Annotated in this window: 14 protein-coding genes; 10 read left to right on the plus strand and 4 right to left on the minus strand. The window is 43.3% G+C overall.

Annotated features, from left to right (window positions below; all coding sequences use genetic code 11):
• Positions 1–76: 76 nt before the first annotated feature.
• The gene (locus tag ACYIB7_RS04770; RefSeq protein ID WP_480338258.1) at positions 77–1,276 is read right to left on the minus strand and encodes a 6-bladed beta-propeller; all 1,200 of its coding nucleotides are present in this window, start codon (positions 1,274–1,276) and stop codon (positions 77–79) included.
• Between the two features lie 193 nt (positions 1,277–1,469).
• On the opposite strand from ACYIB7_RS04770, the gene ACYIB7_RS04775 reads away from it, so the two are divergent.
• The 3 genes from ACYIB7_RS04775 to ACYIB7_RS04785 all read left to right on the plus strand — a co-directional run bounded on the left by ACYIB7_RS04775 (position 1,470) and on the right by ACYIB7_RS04785 (position 4,298).
• Positions 1,470–1,688 carry a TIGR04149 family rSAM-modified RiPP gene (locus tag ACYIB7_RS04775; protein ID WP_480338259.1) on the plus strand — a complete coding sequence of 73 codons (219 nt, stop codon included), beginning with the start codon at positions 1,470–1,472 and terminating at the stop codon, positions 1,686–1,688.
• A gap of 143 nt (positions 1,689–1,831) precedes the next feature.
• The gene (locus ACYIB7_RS04780; RefSeq protein ID WP_480338260.1) at positions 1,832–3,088 is read left to right on the plus strand and encodes a radical SAM peptide maturase; all 1,257 of its coding nucleotides are present in this window, start codon (positions 1,832–1,834) and stop codon (positions 3,086–3,088) included.
• Positions 3,066–4,298 (plus strand): TIGR04150 pseudo-rSAM protein, encoded by a 1,233-nt coding sequence (locus tag ACYIB7_RS04785; RefSeq protein WP_480338261.1) that lies wholly within the window; start codon positions 3,066–3,068, stop codon positions 4,296–4,298. The genes ACYIB7_RS04780 and ACYIB7_RS04785 overlap by 23 nt, the downstream gene beginning before the upstream one ends.
• A gap of 123 nt (positions 4,299–4,421) precedes the next feature.
• On the opposite strand, the gene ACYIB7_RS04790 is transcribed toward ACYIB7_RS04785, so the two are convergent.
• Positions 4,422–5,738: an anaerobic C4-dicarboxylate transporter family protein gene (locus ACYIB7_RS04790; protein WP_103983007.1), complete on the minus strand. Its 1,317-nt coding sequence runs from the start codon at positions 5,736–5,738 to the stop codon at positions 4,422–4,424.
• Positions 5,739–5,819: 81 nt separating this feature from the next.
• Between ACYIB7_RS04790 and galB the strand changes: the two genes are divergently transcribed.
• Entirely contained in the window at positions 5,820–8,327 is a 2,508-nt protein-coding gene (galB, locus tag ACYIB7_RS04795) for a beta-galactosidase GalB (protein WP_480338262.1), read from the plus strand.
• A gap of 192 nt (positions 8,328–8,519) precedes the next feature.
• Here the strand turns inward: galB and ACYIB7_RS04800 are convergent, their stop codons facing one another.
• Entirely contained in the window at positions 8,520–9,365 is an 846-nt protein-coding gene (locus tag ACYIB7_RS04800; protein ID WP_103983005.1) for a PepSY-like domain-containing protein, read from the minus strand.
• 219 nt (positions 9,366–9,584) lie between these two features.
• Between ACYIB7_RS04800 and ACYIB7_RS04805 the strand changes: the two genes are divergently transcribed.
• From ACYIB7_RS04805 to ACYIB7_RS04830, 6 genes are read left to right on the plus strand one after another with little or no spacing between them, the layout of a single operon-like run.
• Entirely contained in the window at positions 9,585–10,829 is a 1,245-nt protein-coding gene (locus ACYIB7_RS04805; protein WP_103983004.1) for an efflux RND transporter periplasmic adaptor subunit, read from the plus strand.
• Between the two features lies 1 nt (position 10,830).
• Complete coding sequence (locus ACYIB7_RS04810) at positions 10,831–12,096, plus strand: ABC transporter permease (RefSeq protein WP_480338263.1); 1,266 nt, start codon at positions 10,831–10,833, stop codon at positions 12,094–12,096.
• The gene (locus ACYIB7_RS04815) at positions 12,093–13,364 is read left to right on the plus strand and encodes an ABC transporter permease (RefSeq protein WP_480338264.1); all 1,272 of its coding nucleotides are present in this window, start codon (positions 12,093–12,095) and stop codon (positions 13,362–13,364) included. Before ACYIB7_RS04810 ends, ACYIB7_RS04815 begins: the two co-directional genes overlap by 4 nt.
• Before the next feature lie 32 nt (positions 13,365–13,396).
• On the plus strand, positions 13,397–14,062 hold the full coding sequence (locus ACYIB7_RS04820; RefSeq protein WP_103983001.1) for an ABC transporter ATP-binding protein: 666 nt from the start codon (positions 13,397–13,399) through the stop codon (positions 14,060–14,062).
• A gap of 42 nt (positions 14,063–14,104) precedes the next feature.
• Positions 14,105–15,418 (plus strand): ABC transporter permease, encoded by a 1,314-nt coding sequence (locus ACYIB7_RS04825; protein WP_103983000.1) that lies wholly within the window; start codon positions 14,105–14,107, stop codon positions 15,416–15,418.
• A 20-nt stretch (positions 15,419–15,438) separates the two neighbouring features.
• Positions 15,439–16,698, plus strand: a complete 1,260-nt coding sequence (locus ACYIB7_RS04830; protein ID WP_103982999.1) for an ABC transporter permease — start codon at positions 15,439–15,441, stop codon at positions 16,696–16,698.
• Positions 16,699–16,860: 162 nt separating this feature from the next.
• Here the strand turns inward: ACYIB7_RS04830 and ACYIB7_RS04835 are convergent, their stop codons facing one another.
• Complete coding sequence (locus tag ACYIB7_RS04835) at positions 16,861–17,658, minus strand: DNA-binding domain-containing protein (RefSeq protein ID WP_480338265.1); 798 nt, start codon at positions 17,656–17,658, stop codon at positions 16,861–16,863.
• Positions 17,659–17,671: the final 13 nt, after the last annotated feature.

A 17,671-nucleotide genomic window follows, 5' to 3' on the forward strand; every position in this document is an offset into this window, starting at 1 on the left:
TCCAACGTCCGTATAATCGAGATGAAGAATACCAATAAAACAAATTGTGTTTTCCCTGTCGAAATAGTATATTGTTTTATTTGAATTTCACAATCCGTACGATTGGATTATCTTCTATATCAAGCGTGGCCACCAATTCTTTCAACTCATCCTGCATTTTATGTGCATCATACGCTTTTTTTAAACTTCGTACCTGAATCAAATCAGCATCCGTATTTTTAGGTGTGGCAGGAGCAATTATGTTGCTGGATGGAACCCACTCTCTCATTACATTATTAATGTCCACAAATGAAATTTCGTGTGTTTCTCCGGTTCCAAATTCATGGATCAAAGTAATGGTGGGAATAGATTGACCTTTTTCTAAAGCAATAAAGTCTAATGTCACTTTCGATAAAATTATAAATTTATCAGTTGTCAATTGAGTTGACCATACGTTCCTGGGTTCAGATAAATGAACTGAAGGCCTACGAACAAGCATGGGGGTTAATTCTCTGTCTTTGGAAAGCCGATAGATTGTATCCGAAGATATATCCGTAATCACAAAATCCTGTCCATAATGCATGCTATTGGGAACAGGAATTGATAAAGACTGAAACATTTTTTCTTGTCCTCCTCCCAGATCTATTTCCAGAGCTGTTCTGTTTGAATATCTTATAGGCAAACTGATATTTAATTCGGCAACAATGCTACCATCTTTTTTTGAAAGAAGCATATAGGGTTTTTCACTATGGACGTCAAGATACCATCTGTATCTATCGTATACAAGCAATGTTTCATCATCAAAATCGTGCACAATTGATATGGACAAATCTTTGGGATATTTCAACGTTCGTTTGTATTCGCCACTTATCGAATAAACCAAAAATCGTTGACTACTCGCATCATTCACAAATATTTCTTCATTCTTTTCATCAAATGTCACTCCATTCAATCTTATATATTCCTTATCTCCTTGCCCTTGTTGATTGAAGTGAGTTATTATTTTTCCGTTTCGGTCGAAAATAAATATGCTGTTTTGTAAAAAATCTTGCACAAGTATATATTTGTTGGAAACATGAAAAAGAAGAGGCATATCACCTAATAAAACATCGTCTGTTGTTTCCAGCGGAATATATTCTATTTCTGCAATATCTTGAAGGATCAATTCTTTCTTAGGATAACGTTTCGTAATATCAACCGTTATTAAACCATCTCTTTCATTGTTCACTTGTCTGTTTCTTCCGCATCCTGTCAATATAAACAGGAACATTACTGAAATAATGATTGTTTTTTTCATTTTTTACCTGCTTTGTGAAAAATGAAAGTACAAAATAATTTCGAGTTGATGTGATGAGATATTGTAAAAAGGTACAAAAGTACCGATTGTGAAGGAGGATTTGAAAGAAAGTATAAAAATACCAATAAGAGAATAAAATCATTAATATAAATTTATTACATATTTATATTACTAACTTCAAATAGTGAAGATAATGAAAAAGATTACTAAATTAAAATTAACCCAACTCAGCAAATCAGAGTTGGATGAGAAGCAGATGAATGCTTTAAGCGGAGCGAGTAGTGGATGTTTTTGTGGTTGTGGAGGGTGTCTCTGTTCGGGTGATATCGATGTTATGGATTCTACAGACGGAGGATTTAGTGAGTATACTTCTACAGTAGGTCATAATAATAAGTATGTAGGGAGGTACTAATAATCACTAATCAATGCCTCTAATGTACAGTCCTATGGGCAATGGAGTATCAGTAATTTACGTTTCGGATATTCTTGAATCACTTTATGTAGAAAATAGTCCGGTATTAACGATAGTGAATTTCAAATAATAATTTCTGTAAAATGAAAAAGATTGGCCAAATAGATGAAAATATAGTCCGAAACAATTTAATAAATCTTAAACAATTTGTTTTTGAAGTAACGGAAAAGTGTAATCTGAATTGCAGGTATTGCGGACTTTCTGATTTATATCAGGCACACGATGTGAGGAAAAACAGAGATTTACCTTTTGAAAAAGCGAAATTAATGATTGATTATCTTGTGAATTTATGGCGAAACAATACTGTGACGGATACAATCATAGATGTAGCTGTTAGTTTTTATGGTGGCGAGCCTTTGATGAATATGCCTTTGATAAAAAGAATCATTGATTATGTAGAGCAATCAAAAGTTATAGGAAGGGTGTTTCATTATACCATGACAACAAATGGGATGTTATTGGATAAATATATGGATTTTTTGGCAGAGAAAAATTTTATTTTGGCTATCAGTCTTGATGGCGACGAAAATGCCCAAAGTTACCGAACGGATCATGCAGGGAATAATTCATTCAATCATGTTTTTCGTAATGTAAAGTTACTTCAACAAAAACATCCTGAATACTTTAATAAATCAGTCCACTTTTTATCAGTATTGCACAACCGCAATGATATAGAACCTGTCTATCATTTTTTTAGATCGTCTTTTGATAAAGATTCAAAAATTAGCGCATTAAGCACATCTGGAGTTTGTGAAGAAAAAAAACAGGAATTTCAACAAATGTATCAAAGCAAAAGCCAAAGTCTCTATAAATCGCCGAATTGTAAAGCTTTGGAATCTGAATATTTTTTTGAAATGCCAAAAGGTTATAGACTGTCAAAGTTTTTATATCATTTGAGTGAGAATGTTTTTTTTGATTATAATCACTTGTTGTTTTCAAAGCCTGATTATGAAGATATTTATACCGGGACTTGTACACCCTTTGCAAAAAGGTTGTTTGTTACTGCTACAGGGGCAATATTAACATGTGAACGAATTGATCATGACTTTGAATTAGGCTACATTCATGCAGATGGTGTAGAATTGGACTATACTCTTGTGGCAGAACGGCATAATTATCTTTTGTCAAAATGCGAAAGTCTGTGCATCCGATGCGCAACTGCTAAATTATGTCCTCAATGTGTGTATCAAATTGACGATATAAGGAATAAATCTCCACATTGCCAATGTTGCTGCACACAAGAAGAATTTGAAAAGGACAAAGAACAAATATTTGATTATCTGCGCGAACATCCTCATTTTCATGAGAAAGTCTTAAATGAAATTAATTTTACTTTATAATGCAATGGAAAAACACTGGTTTACATTATATGGAGATTCATTTTTGTGGTTGAAAGGCAAAGTTGGTTTAGTATACAATACCAAAAATAAAAAACAGTTTCTGTTTACTTTGTCGGATCGCATTAAAAAAAAATGTCAGCTATTACTGCAAATAGATAATCTGTATTCGGTTGAGTTGACAGATGAAGATACCAATGACAAAGAGTTCAATCAATGGATTGAATCGTTAATCAGTATTGAAGCTGGTTATTTGTCTCACAATATTACTTTTGAAAATAGACCTGTATCACTGAAACCTGTACTGAAAATTCAGGATAAAAAAAAACATTACATATTACAACACAATAATGGGAAAGGAGGTGCGGTTCTTCAGAATCTGCATGAACTTACATTTTATATTAATGGAAGTGTGCATGGAAATAATGCGTATTACAAGCAACAAATCTTCCCTGTCAAAGACTGTCAAACGCTGGACGGCTCAAAAATGCTGTCATTTATCAGCAATAGCAGGAATATTTTTTTGTGCAATATCAATTTGGTTGGGAATATATTTGCATTTCCTGATTTTAATATGTTGCTTGCCAATATTTCTGATTTTTCGATTCAGTGTGTCATTCATGTAATGATACAGGATTTGTTGGATGTTATGCAGAGAATAAAAGAAATAGACTGGCCTGAGCATATTCGTTTTAATATTTTGGTTGACACTATCTTTGACGTCACATTATTACAAGGTATATCTTTGCCTTTTTCAATCACTGCTTTTGTTTTTTCAGACAATGATTACATGCAGTTTTCTACTTTGTTTGAAGCATTTTCAACAGGTCAAAAAATACATATGATTCCTTTGTATAACAAACAAAACTTGCGTTTTTTTGAAGAAAATGTATATATGGATAGAGATGAGCTGGAAAATATTGAACTGTCGAAAAATGAGATTTTTATGCGACAATCGCTCAATACCGGAAAATTTGGAAAGTTAACAATCATGCCTGATGGTAATGTATATGACAATGTAAATGTACCTCCTTTGGGCACGATTGATAATTCGCCGTATTCGCTTGTGTACAAGGAGTTTGTAGATAATGGAGCATGGTTCAGTATCCGCGAACACGCGCCTTGTGAAGATTGTATTTATCAGTGGCTATGTCCTTCGTTGTCTAATTATGAGATTGTTATTGGGCTGCCGAATCTTTGTCATGTTAAATAGTGGTAAGCCTAAATAATCCGCAACCAATAAATTTGCAGTTATTTGGTAGTATTGCATCGCAAAATACTGAAATACCAACGGTCACTAAATCGTTACTTATGGTTAAATCAAACCGGTGAAAATCTAAAATAATTGTATCAGCAATAACCCTAATGCTACCGATACGCCGGTGGCGATTAACCCCGGCATCATGAATGAATGGTTCAGGATATACTTGCCTATATGCGTTGTGCCGGTACGGTCAAAGTTGATGGCGGCAACAACAGTCGGGTAGTTCGGGATAAAGAAGTAACCATTGACTGCCGGAAAAAGAGCTATCAGCATATAAGGAGAAATGCCGAGGGCAATACCTAACGGCAGCAAAGCCCGAACGGTGGCAGCCTGGCTGAATAATAAGATTGACATCAGGAATAGTGCCAGTCCGAATAACCATGGCATAGCTGTTACCGTACTTTCGATGGATGCTTTCAACTCGGTCATATTTCCTGCAATGAAAGTATCACCCATCCAGGCAATACCGAAGATTGCTACTACTGCCTGCATACCGGCGGAGAAGACAGAGCCTTGTACTGCTTTTATTCCGTCCGTTCGGGTAATTAATAAAATCAAAGCTGCAGCCGATAGCATTAGTATCTCTATAATATAAGCCATGGAAAGCGGCCTGGCGATTCCATCGGTTGTGAATACTGGGCGGAGGCTTTCTATAGAACCAAACAGAATGATTCCTATTGTTGCCAGGATGAATAAAACAACGGATATAATAGCGGAACGCTGATTTTTTACGTCTGTCAATTCGTAATGTTTAGTATTGAATTCGCCATCGGCTAAACGTTTCTGATACTCCGGATCGTTTACTAACTCTTTGCCTACTCGAAGCGAATAAAAAGCTCCGGCAAAAACACCGGCCAGCGTACAAGGAACCGAAATCATCAGTATATTAAATAAGGAAATATTAAAACCTTGTGCTGTGAGCATGCTAAGTAATGCTACGGTAGCCGCCGAGATAGGACTGGCAGTAATGGCTTGCTGGGAAGCAATTACCGCTATGCCTAACGGGCGCTCCGGCCGGATTTTTGTTTCTGTTGCAACCTCTGCAATCACGGGTAGTACCGAATAAGCCACGTGCCCCGTTCCTGCAATGAAAGTAAATACATACGTAACGATAGGGCTGAGGATTGTGATCTGTTGCGGATTTTTACGAAGTAGCTTCTCCGCCCACTTAACCATCAGATCAAGTCCTCCGGCTGCTTGCATACAACTGGCGGCAGCAATAACGGCAACAATCATCAGCATTACATCAATTGGCGGTGAAGTTGGTTCCAGTCCGAAACCAAAGGTCAGAATAGCAAGGCCTACGCCTCCTAATACGCCTAATCCTATACCACCGAGACGGGCACCTATTATAATTGCAATTAAGACGAAGGCAAGTTGTATCAGCATGTTCTTTAAAATGAAGATTTAGTTTGTATTGCGTGCAAATTTAATTATTTTTGTTGCGCTATGAACTACATAAACACAAAAATGAGAATGAAAAAGATCTGTTTAGTCTTATTGGGGCTATGCGGTATGTTGACAACTCTGCCGGCACAAGTGCGCAATGAATTTCTTTTGGAAAAGAACTGGAAATTTACGCGAGAAGACAATCCCGAATTTGTTAATCCATCCTTCAACGATTCTAAGTGGCAGTCTGTCACTGTCCCTCACGATTGGGCTATTTACGGCCCTTTTAGTGCGCAGAACGATAAGCAGGATGTTGCTATTGCCCAAGACGGACAAAAGGAGGCTATGGAACATGCCGGACGTACCGGTGGTTTGCCCTTTGTTGGCGTAGGGTGGTATCGTACGCAGTTTGACGTACCACAGTTTGCTCCCGGAAAGCGGGCTTTTATCCTTTTCGACGGAGCGATGAGCCAGGCTAATGTATATATTAATGGTGAAAAGGTCGGTTACTGGCCATATGGTTATAATTCTTTCCATTTTGATATAACCAAGTATCTGAAACCGGGTGAAAAGAATACCTTGGCTGTCCGTTTGGAAAATTTACCGGAATCTTCCCGTTGGTATCCGGGTGCCGGATTGTACAGAAATGTGCATGTGATTGTAACAGAAGATGCTCATATCCCGGTGTGGGGTACGTATGTAACTACTCCTGAGGTAAATAAACAGTTTGCCAAGATCAATGTGCAAACAAAGGTAGAATTACCGGAAGGCGCTGATCTTTCAAAGTACAGCTTGGTAACAAGTATATGGAATCCAAATAAACAGAAGTTGACCGAGACAACCACTTCACTGTCGCAACTGCCATATAATAATGGTTCCGTTAATCAGGAATTCATAGTCAGGACGCCTGCTCTTTGGTCTCCCGATATGCCTGCTTTATATGTGGCCGAAGCCCGTCTGTATGAAAGTACTGCATTAAAAGATATTTATTCAACGCCTTTCGGAATCCGTTCCATTGAGATTATTCCTGAAAAAGGTTTCTTCCTGAATGGAGAGAAAACAGTATTCAAAGGTGTTTGTAATCATCATGACCTCGGGCCTTTGGGTGCAGCTGTGAACGATGCGGCTATCCGCCGTCAGATACGTATCCTGAAAGATATGGGTTGCAATGCCATCCGTACTTCCCATAATATGCCTGCACCGGAATTGGTAAAGGCTTGTGATGAAATGGGCATGATGTTGATGGCCGAGAGCTTTGACGAATGGAATGTAGCCAAATGTAAGAACGGTTATAACCTTCTCTTTGACGAATGGGTGGAGAAAGATTTGGTGAATCTGATCCATAACTTCCGTAATAATCCGAGTGTCGTTATGTGGTGTATCGGTAATGAAGTGCCTAATCAGTGGAATGAAGGAGATTGCAAGATAGCCAAACGTTTGCAGGATATTTGTCATCGTGAAGATCCGACTCGTCCTGTAACTCAGGGAATGGATGCTCCGGATGCGGTAGTAAACAATAATTTTGCCGCTGTTATGGATGTGGCTGGATTTAACTATCGTCCACAGCTTTATAAAGTGAATTATAAGAAACTTCCGCAAGGCATTATACTTGGCAGTGAAACGGCTTCCACAGTAAGTTCACGTGGCGTTTATAAGTTTCCGGTAGAGCGTAAGGCGATGGCTGTGTATGATGACAACCAAAGTTCTTCGTATGATGTAGAGCATTGCAGTTGGTCTAATTTGCCGGAAGACGACTTTATCCAGCATGAAGATTTACCTTATTGCATAGGCGAGTTTGTATGGACTGGTTTCGATTACCTGGGAGAACCGACCCCTTATTATACCAACTGGCCAAGCCATAGTTCGTTGTTTGGTATCATTGATCTGGCCGGTATTCCGAAGGATCGTTATTATCTGTATCGCAGCCATTGGAATAAAGCAGAGCGTACATTGCATATTTTGCCTCATTGGACCTGGCCGGGACGCGAAGGAGAAACTACTCCGGTGTTTGTTTATACCAACTATCCGTCTGCAGAACTCTTTATCAACGGAAAAAGCCAGGGCAAGCGTACGAAAGATTTGTCAATAGGTATCGACAGCAGTTATACTGATGCTGCAAAGGCGGCTTTTGAACGTCAGAAGCGTTACCGCCTGATGTGGATGGATACCAAATATGAACCGGGAACGCTAAAGGTGGTTGCTTACGATAAAGATGGTAATGCTGTTGCCGAAGAGGAAGTGCATACTGCAGGTAAACCTCACCATATTGAACTTACGGCCGACCGCAAACAACTTACGGCCGATGGTAAAGACCTTTCATTCATAAATGTGAGGGTAGTGGATAAAGACGGCAATTTGTGCCCGAATGATACACGCCAGATTAAATTTGAAGTGCGCGGCGCCGGTTCTTACCATGCGGCAGCTAATGGTAATAGTGCCAGCCTGGAATCGTTTCAGGCTCCCCATATGAAATTGTTTAGCGGGCAATTAACTGCTATTGTCCAGACCTCGGAACAACCGGGTATTATCTTCTTTGAAGCTTCGGCACCCGGCGTAAAAGGGGCCAAGATCGAATTGATTAGTAAATAGTTTGCAATTACATAAAGCAGGATGCCTACCGGAAGTAATTCCGGTAGGCATCTGTTGTAATTTACATAAGCATGTAATTAAGTTTATATAGGCACCTGAATTAAAAAAGTTGCGCAGCTTCAAACAGGAAGCCTTGTAGGTTTGGGTCGGCAACTGCGCAGCTTTTTTCAGGCGGTTGTATTACCAGATAGTTTAAGACTTGACAATATTGCCAAATACATCAAAAGTAACGAAGGTATTCTGCCCTCCATGTACGACTTCGAAGAGTTGGAATGAACCGTCAACATTGATTAATGTAAAGATTGCTTTCACTTCATCGTTAGCATACACCGATTTCTCAAATGCTTCTGCAATAATGGACGGAACTTCGGATGGAGCAATTTGCCACATTGTATTCTGCCATCTGTAATCTTTATTCACCTGGGCAATTTTGTAGACTTTGTTATCCAGCATATTCAGCTCATAGCCCTCAGAATTCGGTTGGATATCCAGAAGTTCGGCTCCGGCGAATGTAAGATTCATCAACTCTGTTACGGCATCCGGTATTACGATAGGAGCATCGCTGTTATTTGAAGCATCGTCAACGGTTTTAATCAGGTTACCGTATTGGGAATAATACAAGTCGGTTTCTATGCTTCCTTTTTCCACTTCAATTTTGTAAACAGTTCCCATACCGGTTCGATTGATAAGATCAGTCTCGTCTACTTTCCAATCAGAGTATGCACCAGCCTTTAGAGCTGCAGTTACAGGGGCCGGAAGCTGATTGTACAAAATATCAATTTTCTCCATCATCCATTTACCTTGATCGGTAAACCAGGCAGAGGTAGAAACCGTACCGTTCATAAAATCGGCTACATAATAATTTCCTTCTATTTCAAATGTAATATCTTTAGCATTCGGGTATTTTAGACTGAATGCTTTGGCTACGTCTTCTACCGGAATAATACCTTCATGATTGTCGTCGTTATCTTTACTGCAACTGGCGAAGAATAGGGTTAACCCTGCAAAGACGGATAAAAGAGCAAATTTTGTGTTCATATATCTGATAGTTTTAGCGATTAATGAAAAGCGGAGTGTAAACGTTCCGTTTAGTTTCTTTCCTAAACAAGTGTACGATGCGAAAAGTTTTGCACAAAAGCGAACACACTGTTCGATATTGAACACTTAGCAGTTCTACTGGTATCACACTATCAGCTGGTTACGCTTTTGGCACAAAGTTTGCCTTTGTGACGGCAGAGAATAAAAACAATACTAAATATGGACAGGGAGATTTCAAAAGAAGTACAAAAGAAGGAACAACGTAAGCAGTTTATCAAGGTTGGCGGGATTGTGCTGATTGTTTGCGTGGCTGTTGGGAGTGTCATTGCTTATATGCAGACTAGCCTGAACCGGAAAGATATAAATTTATCCAAAGTGGATAAAGGTATGATTGAAGTCTCGGTAAGTGCTTCCGGCAAGGTGGTTCCCGCTTTTGAGGAAATAATAAACTCGCCGATTAATTCCCGTATTGTAGAGATATATAAAAAGGGGGGAGATTCTGTAGATGTAGGTACGCCTATCCTTAAGTTGGATTTACAGAGTGCAGAGACCGACTATAATAAATTACTGGATGAAGAGCAGATGAAACGTCTTCAACTGGAACAACTCAAAGTTACCAATCGCAATAAACTCTCCGAAATGGATATGAAGCTTAAAGTGTCGCGTATGACGTTAAACCGCAAAGAAGTGGAGCTTCGTAACGAGCGTTATCTTGACAGCCTGGGAGCCGGTACGACCGATAAAGTTCGCCAGGCAGAACTCGACTATAACGTCAGCCAGCTTCAGTTGAAAGAAGACGAACAGAAATACGAGAACGAGAAAGCACTTGCCGAAGCCGACCTGAAAGTAAAAGAACTGGAACTTAATATATTCCGTAAAGGCCTGGCCGAAACGAAACGGACTTTGGAAGATGCCCGAATCCGTTCGCCCCGCAAAGCGATCCTGACTTATGTAAACAACGAAGTTGGCGCACAAGTGGGGCAAGGTACAAAAGTGGCGATTGTTTCCGATCTGTCTCATTTCAAGATAGAGGGCGAGATAGCCGATACCTATGGCGACCGCATTGCGGCCGGAAGCAAAGCCGTTGTCAAGATTGGGAATGAAAAGCTGGAAGGCACCGTAAGCGATGTTACTCCTTTGTCGAAGAATGGCGTTATCTCCTTCACCGTGCAGTTGCTGCAAGATAATCATAAACGCCTGCGTTCAGGTTTAAAGACCGACGTATATGTGATGAATGCCGTAAAGGAAGATGTGATGCGCATTGCCAATGCTTCGTATTATGTTGGTAAGGGCGAATATGAGCTTTTCGTTGTACATGGAGACCGGTTGTTGAAGCGTAAAGTACAACTAGGCGACAGCAACTTTGAATATGTGGAAGTGGTAAGTGGTTTGCAGGAAGGAGATGAGGTGGTTGTCTCCGATATGGCATCTTATAAAGACAAAAACAAACTGAAACTAAAGTAATATGATTAAACAATACTTGAAACAGGCTTTTCAGATGTTACAGGAGAACCGGCTCGTTACCGTGATCTCCATAGCCGGGACAGCTATTTCGATAGCGATGATTATGATTGTTGTGTTGGTGTTTCAGATACAGTTCGCTAGCTTTTACCCGGAGAACGACCGCGACCGTATGCTTTACGTACATGAAGGAACAGAGGTGCGGAGCAGCAATGGATGGAGTCGTGGAGGTATGTCGGTAGAGGCTGTCAGGGAATGTTTTTATTCGCTGCAACTTCCCGAAGCCGTCTCGGCTTATGCTCTGGGGTCAAAGCCTTTGTCTGTTCCCGGCAAGAGAATGTATAAAGCGTATGCCATTACCTACACTGATCCGGGCTTCTGGAAGATATTTTCATTCCGTTTCCTGGCCGGTAAACCCTTTACGCAGGCCGATATGGATTCGGCTATACCGGCGTTGGTACTTTCTGCTTCGACGGCCCGGAAAATATATGGTACGACCGATGTGGTGGGCAAGCAGGTGATGGTAGATATGGAAGAATATACCATCTGCGGCGTAGTGGATGATGTGAGCCGTGCCGCTAATACAGCCTATGGCGATGTCTGGATACCTTATACAACAGATATCAACCTGATGAATAATAGTTCTATGGAGAATATGTCCGGATGGTTCTCTGTATGTATGCTGGCTAAAAAACGCGCCGACTTCAACCCCATCAAAGCAGAACTGAAGAAGCATATCGCTCTTTACAATGCAACCAAGCAGGAGGCAGAGATCAACTTTTTGAACAACCCGATCAGCCAGTTCGATGTAGCCATCGGCTCGATCGGACAACGGACAGTGGAGCTGAAAGACTATTTGGCCGAAACAGGTGGTTTGTTGCTGTTCCTGCTTCTCGTCCCGGCGTTGAACCTGCTTGGCGTTACGCATTCGGCCGTACAGAAGCGCCGTATGGAGATGGGAGTACGTAAAGCGTTTGGTGCAACAAAAGGGAATCTGCTACGGCAGGTGTTGTACGAGAACTGCCTCATTACACTTCTCGGTGGATTTACCGGACTGGCATGCTCATTCATATTCTTACCACTGTGTAAAGAGTTTCTGCTGAAGGATAGCGATACTGCATTGCACGGCGATATGCTTTTTCAACCGGCCGTGTTTGTAGTGGCTTTATTGTTCAGCCTGTTGCTCAACTTGCTTTCGGCAGGCATACCGGCAGCGCGCATTGCCCGCCAGCCAATCGTTTCATCCTTAAAAGACAATGACGTATTATGATTATACATACCCTTAAGATAATATGGAACCAGCGCCGTAGTAACGGCTGGATATTTGCCGAGCTGCTTGTTGTGGCGGCCATACTTTGGAGTGTAATGGATTCCTTGCTGGTGGACGTCTGTACTTATTACTCTCCCTTGGGGCGCGATATAAGCAATGTATACCGGGTGAACCTGGGGAAGATGAATCCCTCGACATCGGGGTATGTGCCTGATTCGTTGAAGGAGACTTCCGATGGAGAAGACCTGGTACGGCTGGTCGATAATCTCCGTCAGGCTCCACAGGTGGATGAGGCTTGTATCTCGTATGCAGCCTGCCCGTATACCTGGTCTACCGCTTGGATGTCAGTCACACAAGCCGGAACTACCGATACGACGGAAGTGACAGACCAGTTCCAGTGCTTTAGGGTGACGCCTTCCTACTTCGATGTCTTCCGGATTAAATCAGAAGACGGGAAAACGTTACGTGCAGTCGTCGAGCAGAATGGGGGAGAACTTGTTATCTCGAAAGATATGGAGACGAAACTCTATAACGGGCAATCGGGCATGGGACGTAAACTGAAATGGAGTGCAACGTCCACCGGAACGATGACCATCGCTGCCGTGTGCAACCCGATAAGGCGGACAGAGTATGAAAGAAGCGAACCCTGTTTCTACCTGCTGATGCGGACAGACCAGGACGTTGTGGAAGAAGCCAATAACATACCGGTACAGAATATGGAATGTCTGATCCGGATGAAAGACGGATTCCGCGCGGAAGATATGGAGAACTTCCTGCAAGGCATGGATGATCGCCTGACAGTAAACAACCTTTATGCGTCGAGTGTCACCCCATTGGGCAACTTCCGGGATACGATGTTGAAAGACAGACGGGATGCGATGATGAAGAAGATCATCCTGGTTTGCTTCATGCTGCTGAATGTATTCTTCGGTATCATCGGCACCTTCTGGCTCCGCACGCAGTATCGCCGGGGCGAGATGGGATTGCGTGTAGCTGTCGGTTCCAGCCGTAGCCGCCTGGAAGGTTTCCTGTATGCAGAAGGTATTTCACTATTGGCTTTTACTGCACCATTGGTGTTGATCTTTATTATAAATATGCTCTATTTCGATATGCCTGATACGGTGCGCCTGCCTTATACCTGGTGGCGGTTTACCGTTACTTTCGGAGGAACTTTCCTGTTGCTCGGACTGATGATCGTTGTCGGTATCTGGTTTCCTGCCCGCAGGATTGCAAAGATAGAACCGGCGGAAGCGTTACATTATGAATAAACAAAGAAGTAAACTATTAATACATAATAACAATGATTAAGCTAACAAACCTCGAGAAGATCTACCGTACAAAAGAGATAGAAACGGTAGCGTTGGAAAATGTGAACCTTGAAGTACGCAACGGCGAATTTCTATCTATCATGGGCCCTTCGGGGTGCGGTAAATCCACGTTACTGAACATTATGGGGTTATTGGATGCGCCTACTTCGGGAACAGTAGAGATCAACGGAGTGAACACGGTTAACATGAACGACAAGGAACTGGCCGCTTTCCGCAACAAGCAACTGGGCTTTGTCTTCCAGTCGTTCCACCTTATCAACTCGCTCAATGTGCTCGATAATGTGGAGCTTCCCCTTCTCTACCGCAAAGTGTCCGCTTCGGAACGCAGGAAAGCGGCTGAGGCAGTACTCGAAAAGGTAGGCCTTTCGCACCGCATACGCCATTTTCCCACACAGCTCTCCGGCGGTCAGTGCCAGCGTGTGGCCATTGCCCGTGCAATTGTAGGTAATCCCGACATCATCCTTGCCGATGAACCGACCGGCAACCTGGACTCGAAGATGGGTATCGAAGTGATGGAATTGCTTCACCAACTCAATAAGGAAGACGGCCGCACCATTGTGATGGTAACCCACAACGAACAACAAGCGCAACAGACGTCCAGAACCATACGTTTCTTTGACGGACGCCAGGTACAGTAAATAATATTAAACACCGGCATAGCCGATAATACGAAGAATACCATGTACAAACTATACTTCAGGCAAGCCTGGCAATTGATGGAACGGAACCGTTTCTTCAGCACTGTTTACATTATAGGAACAGGACTGGCTATATCCATGGTTATGGTCATGGCTGTTGTTTACCATATCCGTACAGCCAACATTGCGCCAGAGGTACACCGTGACAGGATGTGTTATTTGAATGGCCTGTCATACGTGCAAAGTAATATGAGCCGGAGTTCCTATAGCTACGGCTTACGAACAATAAAGGAATGCATATATCCGATGACAACGCCGGAAGCTGTTGCGATAAAGGTTGATCCGCTGCCTTTGCGGTATATCATAGGTGATAGCTATGCCCGGTTGCAGGGAGGGGATATTTCGCCTAAAGTAAACCTGATGGCAACCGACGATGGTTTCTGGCAGATATTCCGCTATCGTTTCCTGGCAGGCAAACCGTTTGATAAAGCGGCTGTTTCTTCTTCCCTCTCACGTGTTGTTGTGAACGAGAAGACTGCGCGTATGCTATTTGGGAAGACTGATGTAGTAAACGAAACGATTCTACTCAATGATGTTGAATATTCGGTATGCGGGGTGGTGGCAGATGTCTCAGCCGTTACGCCGGATGCTTATGCCGATGTTTGGGTTCCATACAGTAGCCTGCCTGCCTTATCGGAACTCTCCTCTATAGAGCAAAGAGCATCAATAGGGCCGTTTAGCGTATGTATATTGTTGCGCAACCCGGGTGATATGAAAGCATTTCGCGATGAATGGCAACGGCAGATAAAGCAATACAACACAATGTTGGTCGACGGACAATTGGAAGGAACGGAGCCTCTTCTCTATTTTCAGAACATGCTTTATTCGTTGTTTATGCAGGACTGGAAAAAGACCTTCTTCATGCTACTCATCATCCTTCTGCTGTTCCTGTTGGTCCCTGCGTTGAATCTGTCCGGGCTGAACACGTTCCATATACACGACCGCATTCCCGAATTAGGCGTCCGCAGGGCATTTGGCGCCCGCAAAGGTACACTCTTGATGCAGCTTCTCACCGAGAACCTCTTGTTGATGTTGCCGGGCGGCTTTGCCGGACTGTTATTCTCTTATTTGTTAGTTTGGTTATTACGCGGATTATTGCTGGGGTCGTTCGTTACGATGATGCTGTCCGGGGGAACAATGGATATGAGCCTTTCCCTGCCGATGCTTATTAATATGCAGGTGTTTGGCTATGCTTTTATGATTTGTCTGGTGTTGAACCTGCTGTCGTCGATAGTCCCTGCTTTCCGTGCCTTGCAGGTAAGCATAACGGACGCACTGACTAATACAGCTAATTAATAACGGGGGAGGAACTGTTTATGATACTACATATACTGAAACTGATTAAGGCAAACCTGTACAATAATTGCTGGGTGTTGGCCGAATTGCTGGTCGTGTTTATTGTGTTATGGTTTACTACCGACTATTTCCTTATGCGTGGCATACTGGCTAGCCGTCCGGTGGGATTCAATGTGGAAAATGTATACCGGGCAACAATATCCGTGCGTCCGCAGAACGCCCGGTCTTTTATCAAATATGAAGCGGGAAGCGATGAACCCCGGCAGAATGTCTATCGCATCATAGAGAGGATAAAGGCTCATCCCGACGTAGAGGCCGTTTGTATGTCTTACGTAGCATTACCCTATACTTATGGTTGTTGGACCAGCCAGATTCATCACGATTCCACAAATGTTAATGTACGGTATTTGAATGTAAGCCCCGACTATTTTAAGGTGTTCGGCATCCACCTTCTTTCGGGAGGAAGCATGGAAGAACTGGCCCGGCGTCTACCGGAAGGAAAGGTAATATCTGCCACTACTGCAAAAGAGTTGTTCGGGCGGACGGATGTAGTAGGCAAGCGTTATTATGTGACAGATTCGATAAGCTACCCCATCGTAGCCGTGTCCGAACCCTTGCGTAACGATGAGTATGCAACAAGTGGCAACGTTCAGGTTTTTGAAATGCTGGACGACCGGTTCATGGAAACGTTGAACCTGAAGGAACACGATATGAATTCATTGGAGATCTGCTTTCGTACCCGTGCCGGAATAAGCCCGTCCGGTTTTGCCGAGCGCTTTATGAAAGAAACGAAACGTTCGCTGACGGCAGGCAACTATTGGGTGTCCGACGTGGAGCCATATACCGAAATACGTTCCTCTTTCCTGGAATACTCGTTAGGATCGAGCGGGCAGAAGGTTTTATCTGTCATCTCCGGCTTCTTCCTTGTTAACGTATTTCTTGCAGTAATCGGAACCTTCTGGTTCCGTGTGAACCGGCGGCGTGCAGAGTTGGGGTTGCGTATGGCTGTAGGCTCTACCCACCGCGGTATTTGCCATTTAATGATAAACGAAGGATTGCTGCTTTTGTTTCTGGCATCCTTGCCGGCTCTTCTTATCTGCGGTAATATAGCTTATATGGAAGTCCTGTCGGTAGATGTGCTGCCTGTCTCGGTCTGGCGTTTCGCTGTGGTAAGTATACTTACTTTGCTTGTCTTGGCACTCATCATCATCGGCGCCTGCTGGTATCCCTCGCGCTGTGCTTCGCGGATGGAGCCGGCGGATGCGCTTCACTATGAGTAACGGCCTCCACGGTGCATGACATTACTACCCCACGGTACGTGACATTACCACCCCGAATACCTTGGGCTTAGGCCAGCAGACAATGCTCCCTAGCTAGGGGGAAGTTATCTCCCTACTTAGGGAGAACATTTCTCCTTACCTAGGGAGAATTTATCTCCCTACCTAGGGAGCATCGTTTGATACGGTAAAGGTAATCGATCCCATACGAGGCTTCTTGTACAACCGATAGCGGTAGTTGTATTGCGTGCATACGTTCAGTGTCCACTCTCCGGCCGTTAGCGGTAGGGGTGAGGCAAAGCATAACTCGCTGTCTGTGTTGATATAGAGTTTGTTGGAAGGGATGAGGCAAGTTTCGCCCGTTCCTTCACAGGTTAGATAAACGCCTACTTCGGGCAGGTCGCCCATTATCTTGAGGCGTTGGCCGTACACCCATAGCGGATCGTCGTAGCCGGCGGGGATGGGGGCGGAGGCGTGTTGGCCGGCTTGCTCCATCTGTATGATACTCAGGGTGGATACGTGGACTGGCCAGGGAGAATTGACGGCTCCCAGTTCGGACACCTCTCCGCGGATGTCTCCGGCCAACTGGCGGAGGCGGGGCGAGGGGCGGAAGACAGGGATGCAATGATGGCGCTTCGGGTCGAAGCGGTCGAAGTGGCCATTGAAACTGCCGTTTGCCGATATTTCCACCCTGCCCAGGTCGAAGTCTACATTGTAGCCTCTTTCCAGGGCGTTGTATATCTCGTTCGTCATCAGGCGGTAGTTGCTGATAAGGGTTTCGGGCCGGCACCCGCAGCCATTCTTGTGCAGCCGCTCGGCCAGTTCTTCAACATTGATAGACGGGCGTTGGGTTACGTGCCCTTTGAACGTCTCTTCCTGTCCGGGCAGATTGCTTTGGCTCAGGCGGATATATACCTTTTGAGGTTTTGGACGGTGTTCCGAAGGTGGTAATGCTTTATCCATGCTGTTTAGTGTT

Source organism: Parabacteroides sp. KHUB-03, from assembly GCF_056640975.1.